This is a genomic window from Limnobacter thiooxidans, from assembly GCF_036323495.1.
GTDB classification, from domain to species: Bacteria; Pseudomonadota; Gammaproteobacteria; order Burkholderiales; family Burkholderiaceae_B; genus Limnobacter; species Limnobacter thiooxidans.
Window position 1 is genome coordinate 1,975,738 of sequence record NZ_AP028947.1, and the last position, 20,664, is coordinate 1,996,401.

Consider the following 20,664-nt stretch of genomic DNA (forward strand, 5'->3'; position numbering starts at 1 on the left):
GCAGTGAACGTGAGCCCCATTGGGGCTCACTTCAAATGTGTGTCGTGGCGGAGAAGGAGGGATTCGAACCCTCGAAGAGGTTGCCCCCTTACCTGATTTCGAGTCAGGCCGATTCAGCCGCTCTCGCACTTCTCCGTGGCGGCAAGTATAACGCAGTGTCATCGAGCTATGCAGCCGCCAGTTCAGGTAGCATGCGAAATTCAACAAAACAACAAAGGAGACAAAATTGAATCAATCCGCAGGAAACCGGTTTGTATTTCTGGGCTTCATAGCAGCAGGATTCACAAACCTGCTGGGCATGCTTGCTGCCAGTGAGTTTTTCACGAAGACCGCCTTTCACAGCCTGTCCCCCAACGTGTTCTCGGAATTCGGCACGTTCATGGTCATGGTGTGGGGGCTCGCCTACCTGGCAGCAGCGAAGCACGCGCACAACCTTCCAGCGCTGTGTTTTGTGTTTGCGTTTGAAAAAGCCATTTATGTTTACACCTGGGTGGTGTGGATACAGGCCAACTCAGACACACTGCCTGCGCTCCAGGACAGCGATCCTTTGCTGGCACTCTTCTATTCTGGATACGGTCTGATTGACCTCGCTTACGCCCTGTTCTTCGCTTGGGCGGGCATTCGGGCTCTTCGCAACTAAATCTATACAAGTCGGTGCATGCACCACTTCCACCAGACACGGCGCACTGATTTGCTTGGTGCGCCGCACCAAAATTGGTCTTCGCACCAAAACAGACGTTCTAAATTCCCTAAAACTACAGTTTTCTGTGGAAGAAACCGAATCAAAGACTTGGCACGCATTCTGCTTATAGGTGAATGAGGCTTTTGCCAAAGACGGACCAAGCCACAACAAATCAAACAATGCAGTACTGGACAACGGCGTCCATCCCTCTACCTGCCAGGCAGGATTGGTGATGTACGCCGTTTTTTCTTGGGTTGAACTTTCGAGGATGCACCACATGAGCAACAAACCAACCGACAACAAACCAGAGTTGTCTGAAACACGCCGCACTTTTATCAAACAATCGGCCGCCGTGTGGGGCACTACCCTGCTCGCAGGTTTTGGTGCACCGTCCATTGTGATGGCTCAATCCAGCAAGCTGGAAACCACGAAAGTAAAACTGGGATTCATCGCCCTGTCCGATGCGGCACCCCTGTTCATCGCAGAGGAAAAAGGATTTTTCAAAAAGCACGGCATGACCGATGTCGAGGTGCTCAAGCAATCCTCCTGGGGCACAACCCGCGACAACCTGGTACTGGGTTCAGCCGGCAACGGCATTGATGGTGCACACCTGCTCACACCCATGGCTTACCTGCTGACCACAGGTGCAATCACCACCAACAACATTCCGGTGCCCATGAATATTCTTTGCCGCCTGAACCTGGATGGACAGGGCATTTCGGTCAGCAACGAATACCTGGACCTCAAGGTGGGCACCAATGCCAGTGAACTGAAAACAGCACTGGCGGCCAAGAAAGGCGGCGGCAAGGCGGTGAATGCTGCAATGACATTCCCGGGCGGCACGCACGACCTGTGGCTGCGTTACTGGATGGCCTCGGCTGGCATTGACCCCAACAGCAGCGTGTCCACCATCGTGGTTCCTCCACCCCAGATGGTTGCGAACATGAAAGTGGGCAGCATGGACACCTTCTGCGTAGGTGAACCCTGGAACCTGCAACTGATTCACCAGAAAATTGGTTACACGGCAGTAACTACTGGTGAGTTGTGGAACAACCACCCGGAAAAAGCATTGAGCCTGCGTGCCGATTATGTGCAAGCAAACCCCAACGCAACCAAGGCACTTCTGAAAGCCGTGATGGAAGCGCAGATTTATTGTGATGACCCTGCCAATAAGGATGAAGTTGCACGTGTCTGTTCACAGCGCAAGTGGATCAACGCACCAGTGGGCGACATTATCGAGCGTATCAAAGGCGACTTCGACTATGGCACTGGCCGCATTGAAAGCAATAGCAAACACCTGATGAAATACTGGAGAAACCAGGCTTCGTATCCTTTCCAAAGCCATGACCTTTGGTTCCTGACTGAAAACCAGCGTTGGGGCTACCTGCCAAGCAAACTCGACACGAACGCGCTGATCAAGAAAGTGAACCGCGAAGACATGTGGCGTGTTGCTGCAAAAGAATTGGGCATTGCAGCCAAAGACATCCCAACCAGCACATCGCGTGGAGTCGAAAAATTCTTCGACGGCAAGGTGTTTGACCCCAAGAATCCGAAGGCTTATCTCGACAGCCTCGCCATCAAGGCCATGAAAGCCTGATTAGTTAATGCAACAAGGACCCATCATCATGATGAACACCGACACACTAGAGCGCATTCAAGCAACACCCAAACTGCGCAGCAAACCGCTGGTAGAAACCCGATTCTTCAGGCAGTTCAAATCGAGCTTGGGCAATGTGGTTCCGCCATTGGTCATCATGAGCCTGTTGTTGTTGATCTGGGAAATTCTGTGCAGCGGTGAAGGTGCACGCCTTCCCGCACCCAGCAAGGTCATCACCGACACCTGGGAGCTCATTACCAATCCCTTTTACAACAACGGTGGATCCGACGTTGGTATGGCCTGGCAAATTCTCGCCAGCCTGGAACGGGTGGCGATTGGCTACAGTCTCGCTGTTGTGGTGGGTGTGGCACTCGGTGTGTTGGTGGGTCAATCAACCTGGGCCCTGCGTGGCCTGGACCCCTTGTTTCAGGTGTTACGTACAGTACCCCCATTGGCCTGGTTACCCTTGTCGCTGGCAGGCTTTCAGGATGGCAACCCATCGGCGATTTTCGTGATTTTCATCACGGCCATTTGGCCCATCATCATCAACACCTCGGTGGGCATTCGCAACATTCCGGAAGACTACCGAAATGTTTCTCGTGTGATTCAACACAATGGCGTCGAGTACTTCTGGAAAATCATGTTGCCTGCCGCGGCGCCTTATATTTTCTCGGGTTTGAGAATTGGTGTGGGTTTGAGCTGGCTGGCCATTGTCGCCGCTGAAATGTTGATTGGTGGTGTGGGTATCGGCTTCTTCATCTGGGACGCCTGGAACAGCTCGCTGATTAGCGACATCGTATTGGCACTGGTGTACGTGGGCATTGTCGGCTTCATTCTCGACCGCTGCGTGGCCTGGGTCGGCAACAAGATTACACGCGGCACTTCCGCAGCTTAAGGGGCACAACATGAGCGATCGTTTTCTGAGTATTTCGCAAGTTCAAATGCGTTTTGAGCGCAATGGCATCACCAACCCGGTGTTGAAGGACATCAACCTGGAAGTCAATCGCGGTGAATACATTTCGTTGATCGGCCATTCGGGTTGTGGCAAATCTACTGTGCTGAATATCATCGCCGGCTTGCTGACCGCCAGCGAAGGTGTGGTGATCGTGGACAACAAGGAAGTGAATGCACCGGGGCCTGACCGTGCCCTGGTGTTTCAAAACCATTCCCTGCTGCCTTGGCTGACTGTGTACCAGAATGTGGAAATTGCCGTTGAAAAAATCTTCAAAGGCAAGAAAAGCAAGAAGGAACAACGTGAATGGATTCTGTACAACCTGGACATGGTCAACATGAGCCATGCGCTGGATCGCTTGCCTTCAGAAATTTCAGGTGGCATGAAGCAGCGCGTGGGCATCGCCCGTGCGCTGGCCATGGAACCCAAGGTGCTGTTGCTGGACGAACCTTTCGGTGCACTTGATGCATTGACCCGCGCGCACCTCCAAGATGAAGTCATGCGCATTCAAAATGAATTGAAAAACACCGTGGTCATGATTACGCACGATGTGGATGAGGCCGTGTTGCTGTCAGACCGCATCGTGATGATGACCAACGGCCCTTCAGCCACCATCGGTCAAATTCTCGACATTGAACTGGCCCGCCCCCGTGATCGCCTGGCCTTGGCCGACGACCCGACTTACAACCACTATCGGCATGAAGTGCTCAGTTTCCTTCACGAAAAACAGCGCAAGGTGGAAGCCATCGACAAGCACAGGCAAACCAAGGTGAAAACCGAAAGCAAAGTAACCGCCAACGGATAAAACCCGACAACAAGCAGAAACAAAAACCGCCAGGAACCTCCCCTGGCGGTTTTTTTTCGACCCTAGGGAAAGTACCAAGTGGTAAGGGTTTGCTCCAATTCAGTTAGTTTTGGTACCCCATCACAATGCAGGTTCGAAAAGTAAAATCAAAACAACAGTCGAAAGTTACATCATTCTTAGGAGGCAACATGACTGATTCCGTGAACAACCAGAAGCGCCGTGATTTTATCAAGGGCACATCCGTGGCCGCAGTGGGTGCAGGTGCCATGGCATTCCCCATGATTTCAACTGCACAAACAGTGAACATGCGCTTCCAGAGCACATGGCCACAGAAAGACATCTTCCATGAGTACGCGGAAGACTTCGCCAACAAAGTCAACAGCATGACCGGTGGTCGCCTGAAGATTGAAGTGCTGCCAGCCGGTTCCGTGGTCAAGGCTTTTGACCTGCTGGATGCTGTGAGCAAAGGCACACTGGACGGTGGTCATGGTGTGATCGCTTACTGGTACGGCAAGAACCCGGCTGTGGCCTTGTGGGGTTCCGGCCCAGCTTTCGGCATGGACGCCAACATGTTGCTGGCCTGGCACAATTATGGCGGCGGTAAAGAACTGCTGGAAGAAATCTACAAAGACCTGAACATGGACGTGGTGTCCTTCATGTCTGGCCCAATGCCAACACAGCCCTTGGGCTGGTTCAAAAAGCCAGTGACAAAAGCTGAAGACCTGAAAGGCCTGAAGTTCCGCACTGTGGGTTTGTCTGTGGACATGTTCACAAAAATGGGTGTGGCTGTGAACGCCTTGCCTGGTGGTGAAATTGTTCCAGCGATGGACCGTGGCTTGCTGGATGCCGCTGAATTCAACAACGCGTCTTCTGACCGTCTGTTGGGCTTCCCCGACGTATCCAAGGTGTGCATGCTGCAAAGCTTCCACCAGTCTTCTGAACAGTTTGAAATCATGTTCAACAAGACCAAGTACAACAAGTTGCCTGCTGAACTGAAAGCCATCATCAAAGGTGCTGCTGAAGCCTCTTCTGCTGAAATGAGCTGGAAAGCAATTGACCGCTACTCCAAGGACTACGCAGAAATGCAAAGCAAACAGGGTGTGAAATTCTTCAAAACCCCTGACAGCATTCTGAAAGCCCAATTGAAAGCGTGGGATGAAGTGACCAAGGAAAAATCCGCTGCCAACCCCATGTTCAAGAAAGTGTTCGAATCGCAGCGTGCCTTTGCAGCACGTGCAGCCAAGTGGCAAGCCGACACAACAGTCGACTTCAAGATGGCTCAAGCATTCTACGCACAGAAGAAGTAAATTTTGAAGCAATGAAAAGGCCAACAGCCCCTTGGGGTGTGTTGGCTTTTTTTTACAAGGAAGCTGAGGTTCAACCCATGCTAACGTTCTTACACCTAATCGACAAAATGTCGACCAAAATCGGTCAACTGTTCTCATGGCTGATCGTCGTGCTGACTGCAGTGATCGTATTCGAGGTTTTTACCCGATACGCATTCAATCACCCCAACCCTTGGGTGTTTGATGCCTCGTACATTTTGTACGGCATCCTGTTCATGATGGCTGGTGCATACACCCTGTCCAAGGGCGGACATGTGCGTGGCGATATTCTGTACGGCTTCTTCAGCCCAAGAACACAGGCCTCACTCGACCTGATCCTGTATTTCGTATTCTTTTTCCCCGGCATCATTGCTCTGACTTATGCAGGCTATACCTTTGCCGAAGACGCCTGGCTCATTAAGGAAATGTCCTCAGTGACAGCCGACGGCCCTCCGATTTATCCGTTCAAGACATTCATCCCGCTGGCTGGATTTTTTCTTTTACTCCAAGGCGTCGTGGAGGTGATTCGTTGCGTGATGTGTATCAAGGCAGGTGAATGGCCGAAACGTGAAGAAGACGTTGAGGAAGTTGACGTGGAAAAACTCAAAGCCTCACTCGGCAAGAATTAACAGGATTCAAAATGAGAAAAGAACTTTATTTTGGCTTTGCCATCATGGCCATGATCCTGATCGGGGTCGGGATCGCGATGCCACCCGTCGCGGAGATGAGCAATGGCCACTTGGGCCTGCTGATGCTGTCACTGGTGGTGGTTGCCATCATGCTGGGGTTTCCCACGGCCTTTACGTTGATGGGTATGGGCGTGATTTTCACGTACTTTGCCTACGACCGCGACCTGGACCACACATTGAACCTGATGGTCCAATCCACTTACAAGGTGATGACCAACGATGTGTTGATCTCGATTCCCTTGTTTGTGTTCATGGGTTACCTGGTTGAACGGGCAAACTTAATTGAAAAACTGTTCAAGTCGCTGCACTTGGCCATGGCCCGCTTGCCCGGTGCCTTGGGGGTAGCCACACTGGTGACCTGCGCAATTTTCGCGACAGCCACAGGTATTGTGGGTGCAGTGGTGACATTGATGGGTCTGCTGGCCATGCCCAGCATGATGAAAGCTGGCTACGACACTAAAATGGCTGCGGGTGTAATTACCGCGGGCGGTTGTTTGGGTATTCTGATTCCGCCTTCCGTGCTGCTGATTGTGTATGGCGCAACCGCCGGTGTGTCAGTTGTGCAGTTGTATGCCGGTGCATTTTTCCCCGGCTTGATGCTGGCAGGCATGTACATCGCCTACGTCATCATTCGCGCAAAAATCAACCCGAAATGTGCTCCACCCTTGTCTGAAGAAGACCGCAAGGTACCACTGACACCTGTCCTGGCTTCTTTGAAAAACACCTACGGCACCAGCCGTGCAGTGTCCGCGTTGATCAACGGTTTGAAAGGTCGTCGTGAAGGTCATTTGACCAGCGGCCAAGTCGCAAATCAGTTGTTCATCGCCATGCTGCCCGCACTGTTCGCCGCATTCATTCTGGGTTTGGTGTATTCCTCGGTGACAGCGCCAAAAGAAGCTGAATTTGACACGTCCAGCCTGGTCAGTTTTGGTTCTGACTATCAAAGCGAACAGTCCAATTCATACTCTTTCGACCTGGCTGAACCAGAAGCAGAAGCCACCACGGGCTTGGCCGAACCAGCAGGTGCAGAAACTGCAGAATCCACTGCAGCACCTGCAGCAGCCGAACCAGCTGCGGTAGCTGAACCTGCAGCTGCTGCTGCAATGCCCGCTGCAGAGGCGGAGTCCACCCCAGCACCAACGAACTTCTGGATTTCACTGGCTGTTGTTGCTGCAATTTTGCTGTTTTATTATTCCAAGCTCAGCTTCGAACGCCTTGAGGTGTTCAAGATGTTGCTGTCCTCTTTCTTCCCGCTCGCCTTTTTGATTCTGGCCGTGTTGGGCAGTATCGTGTTTGGATTTGCAACACCGTCTGAAGCAGCGGCTGTGGGCGCATTTGGAGGCTTGCTGCTGGCAGCAGCCTATCGACAGTTGAATTTCAGTGTGCTGCGTGAGTCGTCCTTTTTGACCGCGAAAACCACCGCCATGGTGTGCTGGCTGTTTGTGGGTTCTTCGATTTTCTCGGCAGCTTTTGCATTGCTGGGTGGTCAGGAACTGGTTGAGCAGTGGGTACTTTCACTGGGGCTGACACCCATTGAATTCCTGTTGCTGTCACAGGTCATCATTTTCCTGTTGGGCTGGCCGCTCGAATGGACAGAGATCATCGTGATTTTCATGCCGATCTTCATTCCATTGCTGCCCTACTTCGATGTAGACCCGCTGTTCTTCGGCCTGTTGGTTGCACTGAATCTGCAAACCGCCTTTCTGTCGCCACCTGTGGCCATGGCAGCGTTTTACCTGAAAGGCGTATCGCCACCCGGCGTGACCTTGAACCAGATCTTCCTGGGCATGATTCCATTCATGTTCATCCAGATCTTCGCCATGTTCGTGCTGTACGTGTTCCCGCAAATCGGCATGTGGCTGCCCGAAGTGTTGTACAGATAACTCCCTTCGGAATTGACCCGTACTACCAAAACCCGCCCTTGTGGCGGGTTTTTTCATGTCTTCACAATGACTGAAAACTGCGTGCTAATATTTGACTCACCTGTCACCCACTTGCGCAACACTATGCCCGGCCTGTTACCCCACATTGACCCTGATGGTCTTCTCGAGTTTTCAGTGGTCTACACAGACCGCGCCTTGAACCACATGTCCAAACGCTTTGAAGGTGTGATGTGCGACATTTCATCCACGCTCAAGGAAGTCTATAACGCGCACACCGCGGTGCTTGTGCCTGGCAGTGGCACCTTCGGCATGGAATCGGTGGCCCGGCAGTTTGCCCACGGCAAACACGTCATGGTGATTCGCAATGGCTGGTTCAGCTACCGCTGGACGCAGATTTTCGACGCCGGCCAAATTCCCGAGCAAACCACAGTCATGAAAGCCCGGCGAACCAGCGATTCAGACCAGTCACCCTGGATTCCCTGCCCCGTGACGGAAGTGGTTGACCGAATACTGACGGACAAACCGTCCCTTGTGTTTGCACCGCATGTGGAAACCTCAGCAGGCATGATTCTGCCGGACGACTACTTGAAAACGGTGGCTGATGCCCTGCATTCCGTTGGCGGCCTCTTGGTGCTGGACTGCATCGCATCCGGTGCAATGTGGGTGGACATGCAGGCCACTGGCGTGGACATACTGATCAGCGCCCCGCAAAAGGGCTGGAGTGGCTCGCCAGCCTGCGCCATGGTCATGCTGAGTGAGCGCGCGCGGCAAGCCATTCAGCACACGCAAAGCAGCAGCTTTGCCAGCGACCTGAAAAAGTGGATGGACATCATGGAGGGTTACGAGAAAGGCAAGCATGCGTATCACACCACCATGCCCACCGATGCACTGGCCCGCTTGCGCGAAGTCATGCTTGAAACCCGCGATTATGGTTTCGAAAAAGTACGCAACGAACAGATTGAACTGGGCAGGCGCGTTCGTGAACTGTTTGAATCCCAAGGCTTCGTGAGTGTGGCTGCAGAAGGCTTTAAAGCGCCAGGTGTGGTGGTCAGTTACACCACCGACCCTGACATTCAAAACTGCAGCAAGTTCTTGGCGCTGGGTTTGCAAACCGCTGCGGGTGTACCGCTTCAGTGCGACGAACCGGCCAGTTTCAGAACCTTCCGGGTGGGTTTGTTCGGGCTTGAGAAACTGCACAACATTGACCGTACAGTTGAACACCTGAAGACAGCGCTGGATTCACTGGAATAACAACGCCAAACTACAATTTTTTTACGATTCGTTCGTTCGAATCTGATCTCAAGCCACAAAAACAAAACCCCGCCGACATGTGCATGAGGGCGGGGTTTTGTTTTTGGTGGACCCTGAAATTGCTATTTCAATCGCTTACTCAGCGAACCTCACGAAGGGTTTTGATAACAGCGCTGTACGGCGCATCACACCATTCCCCGCGCGTTGCACGCGAAGGTTTCTGGCATGACTCATCCTGCTCGAATGCAGTTCTGGACAAGCCAAGGTTAAATGCCTGTCCACCCAATGGGGAAATGGCGACTTCGAAAAAAGGATCAGTCATCTTTCCAACCAGTTGCGCGATGTCTCGGGGATATCTGGACGACACAACCACCAATTGGCTCTGCCCCTCGGGCCCGCCAGCCACCAGTGGCCAGTCAGCCCTCGGCAATGAAAATGCCGTACCCGCCTTGATCAAATTGTCTTTATCCAGAGCGTTTGGAAATAACAAGGTAAGACCCTTGCGATCAGAGGATCGATAAAAGATGTACAGGTAACTGTCATCTTTGACAGAAATTTTCCCGGACAGTGGAACGCCATTGATTTTGACCTGCGCAGGTAAGTCCACAATGAGACCGGTGGTCTTTCTGGATCCAGCGAGAACATTGCGCAATGCCTCATCCAGATTGTTGGGGACCGACATGCCCTTTTTTGCAAGCCCTTGCTGCAGGTTGAAAGATTTCGCAGATTCAGTGCTTTCCCCAGCAGTCACCAAAGATGAATTGGCCACCAAACCTTGTTTCACTTCAGGCGTTAAATTGGCCCGCATCGGAGCAGTGGACAAATCACCGGTCAAGGTCATGTTTTGTGGCTTGTAAATCTTGCTGTTCTGCACACGCGCGTTGATGGCTTGCTGAGTACATGCACGCAATTCCTCAACCGAGCTTTTGTTGTCAGCCTTGGCCATACAGCGCAGCCAGTTTGATGTGGCAAGCCCCCCTGTTCTGGCATCGTCCAGTGATATCTCATCAGGTCTGGCTGCACCGGCATAAACCCATTCCTTGCCAGTGGCTCTTAATGCGGGCTGTTCAGAAAGCATGTTGACGATCTCGCTGCAGTTGGACGCAGCACCACTTTTTGCGAAAAACTTTGGGCGTAATTCAGGTTCGCCGATGGCGCGCGTGGTGGAGAGGCCACCTGAATGGCAGGCATCAATGAACACAAAAAGGTTGCCTGTTTTCTGGGAAATTGGCCGAAGCAAATCAGCCATCTCAGTAGCAGTCAACAACTGACCCTCATAAGTGATCAAGCCTTCGATGCAACGCCCTGCTGCAACTGGATCGTCTACCCGGCCACCGTGTCCACTGTAATAGATCAGCACGGGCTCCTCAGGTTGAACATCAAGCGCCAGTTGTGTCAGCAATGCCGACAGGGCTGTTTTGTTCAAGGCCTGGTCACGCTGTACGCTGACACGGTCGGCTGAAATGCCCATCATCTGTGCCATTGAAGTGGCACTCACCATGTCCACAGGCACACCAGGCAAGCTCGGAATACCTGAATTAGGGGCATAGTTTGAGAGCCCCAGCACCAATGCCCTGCCCGTGCCTGGCGGAATCGGTGCAAGCACAGCCTTGCCCGCAGCAGTGGTATTCGATGAATCAGCAGGGGCTTGCGCCGCTGCAATTTCCTCGTCAGTCATTTTCTCGACCAAGGCACGAAGCAGCCAGCCTTCCTGTCCGTTCCAGCGCACTTTCCACCAGAATGGTCCTTTACTTTGCAGGTATTCGGTTTTCTCACCCGCCGGCACAGACACCACTACAGCACTTTGTACCTCCGGTGTCGCACGCAAGTCAGCACCGAAAAACTTCACCACGCCATACACAGTATCCTCGCTGCTGTGGACCGGCCCACCGAGGAAGGCGGCGAACACCAGCAACAAAGAAATGATCGACTTAGGGTTTTTCATAAACAGGGATTTCCTTTCCAAAATTCATCATCATTGGTTCCTGCTGGTGCCGCAAGATTCTGGCAAGACGGGATGTTTCCTGCTTTGCAATGGCACCCCACTCCGAAGTGTCAATCTGACCATCCTGATTCTGATCTGTTTCCGGGTTCTGGATTGATTTCAACAACACATGGGTATACAAACCGTTGCCCTGATACCCGTCCAAAGCTTGCTGGGTCTCGCCTGCTGACGCAAAAAGATGCAGACCCGAATTGCGGGCCAACACCGAGAAACGGGCATCAAACAAACCACGAAGCCATCCATTCAATCCGCCAGCGTGGCAAGTATCCAGAATCAGCAACTGCCGGGCAGCCTTGATCCGGGTAGCAGCGTTGAGTATTTCATCCGAGGAGAACAACTGGCCTGGACTGGTGCTGCCATTCCAGTCATGAAGCACCATGCCGTATTGGGCCAAGTCATCGAGCGTGCCATGGCTTGCAACAAACCAGACAAACACATCTTCTGAACTTGACTGTTCTGCGACCCGATTCAGCGCCTGCTGCAAACCGTCTCGAGTGGCTTGCACATCGATCAGCTCAATTGTTTCCGTGCGTGCAGCTTTCACGGCCCGGGCCAAAGGCAAAGCCAACTCGCGCGAAAAACTCTGAGCATCTTTGACTGCGAAATTAAGATTTGGCGCCTGCGGATTGGCCTTGAACTGGTCAATCCCCACCGACAGTAGCCACAATGTGGGTGCCTTGGCTTTTGCCGGATTGAAGAGTGAAACACGAGTTGGCCGACTGCTCAAGTCACCCGCAGCGTTCAGCGCCATCACGGCTATTTCATTCTCTCCCGGCGCCAGGTCAACGCGTGTTTCGATCGCCAGTTGTTGTACTTCATTGGCCTGACGCACCTTCTCGACCTGCTTTTTGCTGGCCAACTTGAGCGCACGCAGAGAACCGGCCACGGCCACATCAGGTTTGACCGTTGAAAGATTTGCCATGCCTGGAGTTGGCGCCCGTTGATTGACGACCTGATCGATGGCGGTGTTTTCACGCGCTAGCAATTTGCCATTCAACAACAGACGAACTTCTCCGATACCTCCACCTGAATTTTGCAAATCCAGTTTGATCTCAGCCGTACTTTGATCACCCTCGCTCGTCCCACTCAAATTCACTCGGGGAGGTGGTCGTTTGATCGCGTCTTCAAGCGTAACACTTACCAGATCAGCAATTGGCAAGCCCTGCAAACCCCGCTGTACGATGTCCGGTCTGTAGAACACATCATAAAACTGTCCAATTCGATAGACCTGCTGGTTGACACGAACGTTGATCCACTCATCCCCTTTGGGAGAGGCTGCAAAATATCCCTCATTGGAAATACTCAACCACTCCTGCTCATCAAATTGAAAAAGGTTGAGGCGGGTCTTTCCACTTGCTGGATCCAGGATGCGAACACGGCCATCATCGCTGGCTGCCACCAGGAATTTCTGATCGTCAGACCACGCCCACAACGATGGAAATGGTTCACTCAACGCGCCGGACCATTTGAGTTTCATCAGGGATACGTTTGACCAATCCAGCCGTGCCGTCTGCCCGGCCGTATTCGATACCGCCAATTGATTGCCATCGGCTGACACACTGAGTGCCGTGACAGGCCGATCTGCCCCGCGCCACACCACCTGTTGGGTCAACGCCTTTCGACCAATTTGCGCGACAAGCAATCGACTGTCGCCACCAAAAACCGCGCCACGCCCCACCGAATGGACCGCCATTTGATACGCCGTCACCCCTTTGGGTAAATTCCATTGACCCAACAACTGGCCTGATTGGGTATCGAATGCAATGGCGCGCCCCTGGTGGTTGTCTGAATACAATGCGCCTTGAACGCTGATGCTCACCCACACGATCTTCCCATCCGGGCTTACTGCCATTGCAATCGCCTTTCCGGGCAATGCCCATTCGCCAGGCAGCTGTCGGGTGTTCGACTTTTTCATCAACACATGAACACGGTGATCGCGCTGCGCAGGGTCAGAATTCAAGCGGGTGGATGCCACTGCTGTCACCGTTCCCTCCCGATTTTGACTCGTTAAATCAGCGGCGTAAGATTCATCACCGCCCTGTACCATGTCATCGGTGACTCGGTCAGGTTCACCCTGATTGCGTTCATAACTGAAGTGTTGAAAACTTGTCTCACCGCTGCTCAAAAGACTGGCTTCACGAATCAACCTGCTTTTCAGCGGCGACACAGTTACAGTATTCGGAAACAGAGGAGCAAGGGACACAAAGCCAGAGCCACCTTTTGACGTGGACAACCAACTTGTCGGGCCGAGTTGCCAATTCACTGTGGATTTCATTTGTCCATCAGTCAAATCCCAGATGGACACGGTTTGACGATGTTTGCGAAATCCTTTAGGACCATACAAAACCGACAGACGAGCCAATTGTTCGCGGGTGAAATTCGACTCACCACCAAAATCTTGAATCAGTTGGGCAGCCTCATAGTATTCAGCGGCTTTTTTATTGCGGGGGCGGCCCGCTGAAACTGCCAGATTCTTGCCCTGCCCATCAAGCGCCACTTGAAGTGCTGGCGCACCGCGCCCCTCAAGGACACGCGTGGTTTTCAATTCTGCCGAAAGAGAAGGCAAGGCATACAAGCGCACAGCTTCATCCCATGCCGCAACAGCCAACGACTGCCCATCTCGCGAAAACTTCAACTGGGCCCTGATGAACGGCGTACCCAAAGCGTTGCGCTCATTGATCGCAGTTGACAACAATTGGCCTGTTTCAACAGACCACAGCCTTAACTCTTCCTGCCCTGCCAATGCACCTGCACTGCCAGTCATCAGTTTCTGCAAATCGATTTGAGCAAGGGTTCCCAATGTTTTGCCATCTGGCGAAAAAGCAATCGACACAGGGCTGCCAGAATGACCTTCAAGGCTGCGAATGACTGTCCCCGATGCTGCGTCAAGCAACACGATGGCGCTACTCTTGCTCCCCATGAAGGTTCCCAGGCCCACCGCGATGCGTGCACCATCGGGTGATACTGCAAGGCTTGACACTTCCTCACCCAAAGAAGCAAGCAGACGAGGCTTTCCGCTTTCTGGCACTTCGAGCACTTGCCCCAGTCGATTACCAACCCACAAACTGGATGAATGTTCTGTTCCCGCCAACTGACTCGCATTTCCAAACTGCACAGCTGGAAGGGGCACTGTACGTACAGCTTTTGATCGCCCTGCTTGCCAGAACTTCAAGCCGTCACTTTCGCCCAAGGTCCACACGCCGTCTTCCTTGACCAACATGCCGACAATCAACCCGGTGTGACCAGTCCACACCTGTCGCAAGGAACCGCTTGAATAGTCAGTTTCCACGAGCTGCTGCCCGTCCTTTGCCCCCCCTGTGGAATACACTCGCTGGCCATCACGTGAAAAGGCTGCATTCAGGCAAAGACCCAAGTGACGATACAAGCCCCTGTATTGCAGGCCGCTCTCGGCATCCCAACCAATCACTGAACCACTTCCATCACAACTGACCAAGCGTTGTCCGTTCGGTGAATAATCCACGGCGGTTGTTGACATGGTGTGACCAGTTTGAACAAATACCTCTGCCTGCTCAGTGTCAGCAAAAGCGTAACTGCTCAAGGTCAGGATTGAACCCAGAAGAAACGGAGGCACCCACAGGCACTTGGCGAAACTCATCAAACCCATCACATCGCTCACTTGACAGTAGATTGTTGAACCCAGCGATCGACTGGCCAATAACGGAGCAACTGCACCACCGCCACCAGTCCACCCAGGGCTGTTGTTATGAAGACCGCCCGCAATACCTGCCATGGCGAGGTAATTGTAAATGCGGCGTCCAATGCCAGCACAACGGAACGGTCCGGGTTTACAAGCACACACATTGCCCCCACGCACAGTGGCCCGCTGAGAAGAATGACTGCACAACTCAGGCTGGTTTGGCAGCACGCCTTTATCCAACCGATACCGGGATAATCGGCAACCCCCAGCCCCACACCGTCCAGATAATCGCGCATTCTGGCATCGGTTTGCTCGTTGAAATACGGAAAAAAATGCAAGCGCGTGACCGCGAAAATCGCAATCATGGTCAACACTGGGGTCAGGACCCCCATCCATGCCGACCACAAACCTTGCGTGGCCAAATTAACGGCACTGTCAACAAGCCCGGGCATGACCTGAAAAAGCAACAAGCCACACAACACTGTGCAAGCCAACATGCCTGGCCAAACAACCGCCAAATGTTGCCCATACGCTCGACTGACCTGGACTTGTACCACGGGACGCTTTAACCGATGCCGTGCCAGCCAGAGCATCGCGAGCCGTTCGGACTGTGCTCGAAGTAAGCGTCTCATCGCACCCATGCCTGTAAACCTTCATCCTGTGGACGGCTTGCCGCCAGCCCTTTCCATATCAGCCACGCATCGTAAGAAAAACCCGCCTGATCAAGTGCTGCAGCAGCTTTTACCTGCTGTGCAACAGCACCCCGAACGGGCCACTCAAGCCCTCGGCGACGCGCATCGTTTTTGGCCAGTACTTCAAAAGAGGCTTCAGCCAATACCGAGTCCTTTGTTTCATCGCGAAGCGACCAGCGATAATTGCCAACGGGTAGAGGTTTACTCAAAATCAATTGCCGTGCATCCACAACCTTGCTCATTATTAATTTGCCACTGCCCGCTTCAGTCAACACGACTTTGACTGGGCGATCGTGCTCCCAATACAGGGTGGGCGGGTTCGCCAGCACCGGGGTATCGAAAGGCCCCAACATCTTGGCAGATGATTCACCGCGCATGACCACAGCGCCCAAGGCCATCTTCTCCTTATGTGGGGCCTCCATTGCACTCAAGCCCGCTGTATTGGCTGCCTTCATCAACTTCGCTGGCTTTTTACCCTGTAGAAGTTCAATTGAACGGTCTTGAATCACATAACGCCCTGGCCCTTCCAGCAACCACTCCTGAGAAGCCCTCAGGGAGACCAGCTGCACTTTCCCTTTGCCATCGAGCTGAATCTCTGTTTGCTCGGGCAGATAATCCAGAATACTGAGCGACTTGTTGGCAGCCCCAGGAATCTTGACAGAGGCGCCCCCTTGCACGTCCACCACGACAGCCACACTTGCGGCCCAGGTCGACTGAAAGAACATTGACAAGGAAACCACAATCAAGACCCGTTGTTTCATCAAGTTCACCTTCAGTTCAAAATCAATTGATAGGATTTGCCGCCAGTGTCGAGAGCCATTCCATGTCCCTTCAAGGCAGCAGCAGTTTGTGGGCACACACGAATGGAAGTCCCCTCAGACAGCGCCGCACTGTCTCGCGCAAGGGTACGGGCTTGCTCGATTGCCGGGCCAATCACCACAAATGGATTGGCATCTCCGAGCGCAGCGCGGCCAGCGACCAATTCACCACTTGCTATTCCTATTTGAAGGCAATACACCAAGCCGTCTTGTTGCAGCAGTTGCAGCCAAGTATGCGATTCGCGCCGGATGAACAGGGCAGCCTCCAGGGCTGCCCGTTCCGGATCATCCAGCTTGAGAGGCGTTCCAAACCACGCCAAAACCTCGTCGTCCTGTAAACGGTCGACCATGCCACCACTTTTATTGACTGCAATTTTGATGGCTTCATAGTATTTGGAGAAACCTGACAACCTTACAGACGGGGTAGAGGCCAACAAGCCGGGGGCATGAAGTCGACATGCAAGCACCACGGCATGTACCTGTTCTGTTTTCAAACCAACATCCGTGTCCGCGGGTTGTTCATGCACCAATCTTTGCAGGGCAGCCTTGCTCAAATGTCCCGTGAACGCCTCCATCAGGCGCTTGCGATGATGCTCAATTCTCAACCAGTCCACACCTTGCCGCGTCACGAAGGCAGTTTTTGCCACCAGCAAAATGCCCGCGGGCATGAGAAGAATGCCCAACCACAGCAGGTAAAGACTGAACAAGGGCAACAAGACAAACAGGCTCCAGTAGACCAGGCTTTTCTGAAAACCGTGAGGCGCAAACCACCACAGACAGGCCAAAGCGATCAAGACACCTTCAATCCAGAAAGGCACTTGTTGAATCGGCCCGTGATTGATCAAGGTACGAAGCAACTGTGCATGGGCCATGACCCCCGGCACGCGGCGATTCTCTGGCTCCAGAGCTTGAAGGGCAACAGGCACCCTCAAACGATCTTCCAAAGGCAAAACCAGGCCCACCAGCACCGGCTTGCCACCCAGCAATTCGCGCAGCTTCCCGTGCTCGCCTTGCTTGTAAAGATCAATGATGCGGTGCATGGGGATGGGCTCAATCATACCGCCAGCCCGAAAGTCAACGAGCCCAAGGCCGCGATCAGACACGCCCAGGGCCTGCGCCATTTTCGAAGCCAGGGCGCTGGAAGAACCCGAGTCGGCGCAACCGTCAGCAAGATGCCGACGCAACACGGAATCTTCATCAAGACACAGCACTGCTGAAGCAAATCGATCCTCACCGATCAATGCACGAAACCCGGCAAAAATTGGCCGGGGTCGGTTGGTATCATCCAGGGTTTGGGCAAAAAAAACAGGTACTTCTGAACGCACCTGGAGCAAGCCGCGCATCAATTCACGATCAATACCTGGGACAACTGCTTCATAGCTTCGGTCGGGAAGCACAATGTCCATCCCGACGACACTGGGCTTGGCCAAAACAAAGGCCTGAAGCAGATCAGCAAAGTGTGGATGCCAAAGCGCGAACGGCTCGGAAAACTGTCGAAAGGTTTCCTCATCAATACCAACCACAACTACATCATTGGCCACGGTACTGGGCGCAAAGGTGCGAATCAGTCCGACCCCGCGATCGTAAAGTTTCCATTCTGCAGCCTGAAAAGAGGTGAAGCTCTGCAGGGCAAACCCAAACAGGCAAAGACCAGCAAACACCAGCACATTGACCAGCGAGCCGCCCTGAATCAGCCGAAGCTGAATGCGATCGATGAATCGCAACAGCCAGTTCATGGTTGTGCCCTGCCCTGCAATTGAAGCAAGGCAGCCTTTGCGCGGCGGGCCTGTTCCTCAAACTGACTGGCCTGCGCGGGCTGTTTCTGCAGCTTGGCAATGGACGCCAGAAGCTCCAGATCCATCACGATCCGGTCGGGCAGACCAAGGCTGCGATCCAACATCAGCGCCTCTTCAGCAGATTGACGCGCCAGATCATACTGACCTTCTTTCATTTGAACTACGGCAAACAGTCGCCCAAGATTTGCGCGTTCAACCCCTTGGCCTGACTCCTGGGAAGCAAGCGCCAACACACCAGACTGAATATGAAGCCGGGCTTCGGCCATGCGCCCCTGCACAATGGCCAATCGGGCCTGCAGCCCATGAAGCGCTGCAGAGAACCGGCACCGGTTGCCACACAAAGCATCTGCCTGACGCAGATCACTGCCCGCCTTGTCCAAAGTTTCGGGAGTTTGCAAATGGATTCCACCCCGTCGTGCCAACAATTCAATCTGAATGTCTATTGGCAGTTCTTCAGCCCGCGATAGCGAAACATTCAAGTTCGCCAACGCTTCTGTTCGACGGCCAGAATCGACCAGAGCACGACTCAAACCCACGACCGCACGACCAAAACCGACGGGGTCTGCCAGTGCGTCATAACGCAACACGGCTTGGTTCCAGTGTTCTGCAGCGCGCTCATACTGACCCCGACTTTGGGCTTGAGTAGCCATGTTTTCGGCCTGCCTGGCTTTCAACAACACTGGATTTTCGGGCAGCGGAGAAGCTGCGCAGGCCACCAGGGCGACACACACACCTGCCATCAAGAACACCGCCCTCATGGCGCTGTACCTTCAAAACTTTCCAGGGGAACGGACGATGCCGAAGGCACGCTGAGCAACGACGAAAACGGCCAGCGTTGCCTGATGCCATCACTCATGTCTTGCGCATCATTGAGCAGTTGCTGACCTGAATCGAGAGCCGGTGGCAGCTTGCGCTGGATGTCCTGCACAATGCTGTTCACGGCTTCGCTGCTTTGCCGGGCATTGAGCAGGATCGAGTTGAGCTGTTCAAACATCACCGAGCGATTGGCGGACATGTCCTGAACCATGACATTCACTGCCATGCTTGTCCGTTCGATATTCTTGGCTGTGGTTTGAGCACTGCTGGCAATTTGCAGGCCTGTGCTTTGCAAAGCGGGCAAGCCTTCTGCCAGCCCGGCAGTTACGCGGTCAACATTTTCCAAAATGGGTTCCACCTTGGCCAAGGTGGTGTTCATCTGCTCCATCAATCGCTTGACCGTGGCCAGCAGATCATCGATTTCCTGCCCCTCTTCAAAAGTCAATTGATGCCCTTGTGCCAGGCGGACAGGTTGGGCGGGATTGGGATAAAGATCAATGTGCTTTGAAGCAACCGGCGTATCACGGGCCATACGAGCTGTAGTGTCAATGCTCAGGAGAGGAAGGCGTTGTGACTCCAACTGAAGCTCGGCCTGCACGGTGAGGTCATCCTGCAAACGAATGGCCGCTACCTCTCCAATCTGAAATCCTCGCAAGCGCACAGGCGCGCCCACATCGAGACCCGATGCACCGGGAAGCACAAGATACACGCGAGTGCTGGGGGTGAAGATTCCCTGTCTATAGGCGGCCAACGCAAGCAGGCCAAGCAGCAGAAACAACGTGAGTAACCAAAGCGAGCGAGCCGTTCGCTTGATCTGCTGATCACGGACTGACAGTGGGGAGGGCACTGAACTCATGGGTTTGCATCCACCACGGCAGCGTTATCTGTAGTGCCCAAGGTCAAACGACGCCAGGGATAACTCCATTGATAAGCGTTCTTGAACTGTTCAATCGTCACATCACAATCACCGGGCCAATCTGATTCAAGAATCAGCAGGTGTACTGGTGCACTTAAAATGCTGCGCCCCAGCCAAATCATCAACAACTGGCTCGGTGAAGCGTCTTCTGGCCAAGAGCTTTCAAAAAGGGACAAATCGAAGTGACAACCGCAACGCTCAAACAAACGCCCCACTTCACGCAATGTGGCCTCATCGATCGCGGTATCTCCCAGCAGTGAATTTTCAAGCAGGAGGTTTTGAAGAAGACTCAGATCAGGGAACAAACCGGGGCGAGCCCGATGAACAGCAACACTTCCGTTTTCCATGACTAGCACGGTGCCCCCTTAATTGACGGCGTTTCTTAAATTCGAATGCTGCTCGTTTTTTACACCCTGTCAATGTAAGGCAAATTACTAAACATGCATAGATCGGATGACCTTGTATGGCTCAGATTTTCTACAATTTTAGTTGAAGGATATGAATCGCTCTGAATCAGAGATTGGCCAAAAAGTTGCGCCACGCTTTTTCAGTTTTATTGGCGGCCTTGCGTCAAACTGACTGGAGTTAAGCGAGCGAACTGGTCCCGAAAACGTCGCTATTGATTCGGCTCAAGTATGAAAAAAAGAAATAGTTGGTGGAGACCATGAGATTGTTATCGCACCTGCCGGTGCTCCCTCGTTTCGTTCGCTGGCGCAAACTCCACCGAACTGAAATTTTTACGATCCGTTCGTTCGAATCTCCTCACAGGTCGCAAAAAC

At 53.2% G+C, this 20,664-nt stretch carries 16 protein-coding genes and 1 tRNA gene; 8 read left to right on the top strand and 9 right to left on the bottom strand.

From position 1 onward, the window contains the following. Window positions 1-45: 45 nt before the first annotated feature. Window positions 46-135, bottom strand: a tRNA-Ser gene (locus RGQ30_RS09095). 91 nt (window positions 136-226) lie between these two features. Between RGQ30_RS09095 and RGQ30_RS09100 the strand changes: the two genes are divergently transcribed. From RGQ30_RS09100 to RGQ30_RS09135, 8 genes are all read left to right on the top strand, one after another. Further along, on the top strand, window positions 227-640 hold the full coding sequence (locus tag RGQ30_RS09100; RefSeq protein WP_130556214.1) for a hypothetical protein: 414 nt from the start codon (window positions 227-229) through the stop codon (window positions 638-640). A gap of 319 nt (window positions 641-959) precedes the next feature. Beyond that, window positions 960-2,279 carry a CmpA/NrtA family ABC transporter substrate-binding protein gene (locus RGQ30_RS09105; RefSeq protein ID WP_130556213.1) on the top strand — a complete coding sequence of 440 codons (1,320 nt, stop codon included), beginning with the start codon at window positions 960-962 and terminating at the stop codon, window positions 2,277-2,279. Window positions 2,280-2,307: 28 nt separating this feature from the next. Further along, window positions 2,308-3,174, top strand: coding sequence for a nitrate ABC transporter permease (gene ntrB, locus RGQ30_RS09110; protein ID WP_130556212.1), 867 nt, complete (start codon window positions 2,308-2,310; stop codon window positions 3,172-3,174). Window positions 3,175-3,184: 10 nt separating this feature from the next. Next, a complete protein-coding gene (locus RGQ30_RS09115) occupies window positions 3,185-4,036 on the top strand; it encodes an ABC transporter ATP-binding protein (protein ID WP_130556211.1) in 852 nt (283 codons plus the stop codon). Between the two features lie 188 nt (window positions 4,037-4,224). Further along, on the top strand, window positions 4,225-5,343 hold the full coding sequence (locus tag RGQ30_RS09120) for a TRAP transporter substrate-binding protein (protein WP_130556210.1): 1,119 nt from the start codon (window positions 4,225-4,227) through the stop codon (window positions 5,341-5,343). Window positions 5,344-5,420: 77 nt separating this feature from the next. Next, entirely contained in the window at window positions 5,421-5,990 is a 570-nt protein-coding gene (locus tag RGQ30_RS09125) for a TRAP transporter small permease subunit (RefSeq protein ID WP_130556209.1), read from the top strand. A gap of 11 nt (window positions 5,991-6,001) precedes the next feature. Continuing rightward, window positions 6,002-7,933, top strand: a complete 1,932-nt coding sequence (locus tag RGQ30_RS09130; protein WP_130556208.1) for a TRAP transporter large permease — start codon at window positions 6,002-6,004, stop codon at window positions 7,931-7,933. 123 nt (window positions 7,934-8,056) lie between these two features. Continuing rightward, a complete protein-coding gene (locus RGQ30_RS09135) occupies window positions 8,057-9,184 on the top strand; it encodes an aminotransferase class V-fold PLP-dependent enzyme (RefSeq protein WP_130556965.1) in 1,128 nt (375 codons plus the stop codon). Between the two features lie 139 nt (window positions 9,185-9,323). Here RGQ30_RS09135 and RGQ30_RS09140 read toward each other — a convergent pair whose 3' ends face one another. The 8 genes from RGQ30_RS09140 to RGQ30_RS09175 form a co-directional block, all read right to left on the bottom strand. After that, window positions 9,324-11,129, bottom strand: coding sequence for a caspase family protein (locus tag RGQ30_RS09140; RefSeq protein ID WP_130556207.1), 1,806 nt, complete (start codon window positions 11,127-11,129; stop codon window positions 9,324-9,326). Beyond that, window positions 11,116-14,805, bottom strand: coding sequence for a caspase family protein (locus RGQ30_RS09145; RefSeq protein ID WP_338284355.1), 3,690 nt, complete (start codon window positions 14,803-14,805; stop codon window positions 11,116-11,118). The genes RGQ30_RS09140 and RGQ30_RS09145 overlap by 14 nt, the downstream gene beginning before the upstream one ends. A gap of 17 nt (window positions 14,806-14,822) precedes the next feature. Then, window positions 14,823-15,344 carry a hypothetical protein gene (locus RGQ30_RS09150; protein WP_338284356.1) on the bottom strand — a complete coding sequence of 174 codons (522 nt, stop codon included), beginning with the start codon at window positions 15,342-15,344 and terminating at the stop codon, window positions 14,823-14,825. Window positions 15,345-15,475: 131 nt separating this feature from the next. After that, the gene (locus RGQ30_RS09155; RefSeq protein ID WP_130556205.1) at window positions 15,476-16,300 is read right to left on the bottom strand and encodes a hypothetical protein; all 825 of its coding nucleotides are present in this window, start codon (window positions 16,298-16,300) and stop codon (window positions 15,476-15,478) included. Window positions 16,301-16,311: 11 nt separating this feature from the next. Beyond that, complete coding sequence (locus RGQ30_RS09160) at window positions 16,312-18,093, bottom strand: CHASE2 domain-containing protein (RefSeq protein ID WP_130556204.1); 1,782 nt, start codon at window positions 18,091-18,093, stop codon at window positions 16,312-16,314. After that, entirely contained in the window at window positions 18,090-18,911 is an 822-nt protein-coding gene (locus RGQ30_RS09165) for a tetratricopeptide repeat protein (protein WP_130556203.1), read from the bottom strand. The genes RGQ30_RS09160 and RGQ30_RS09165 overlap by 4 nt, the downstream gene beginning before the upstream one ends. Continuing rightward, window positions 18,908-19,825 (bottom strand): MlaD family protein, encoded by a 918-nt coding sequence (locus tag RGQ30_RS09170; protein WP_130556202.1) that lies wholly within the window; start codon window positions 19,823-19,825, stop codon window positions 18,908-18,910. The genes RGQ30_RS09165 and RGQ30_RS09170 overlap by 4 nt, the downstream gene beginning before the upstream one ends. Next, window positions 19,822-20,232 (bottom strand): hypothetical protein, encoded by a 411-nt coding sequence (locus RGQ30_RS09175; protein WP_130556201.1) that lies wholly within the window; start codon window positions 20,230-20,232, stop codon window positions 19,822-19,824. Before RGQ30_RS09175 ends, RGQ30_RS09170 begins: the two co-directional genes overlap by 4 nt. Between the last annotated feature and the right edge of the window lie 432 nt (window positions 20,233-20,664).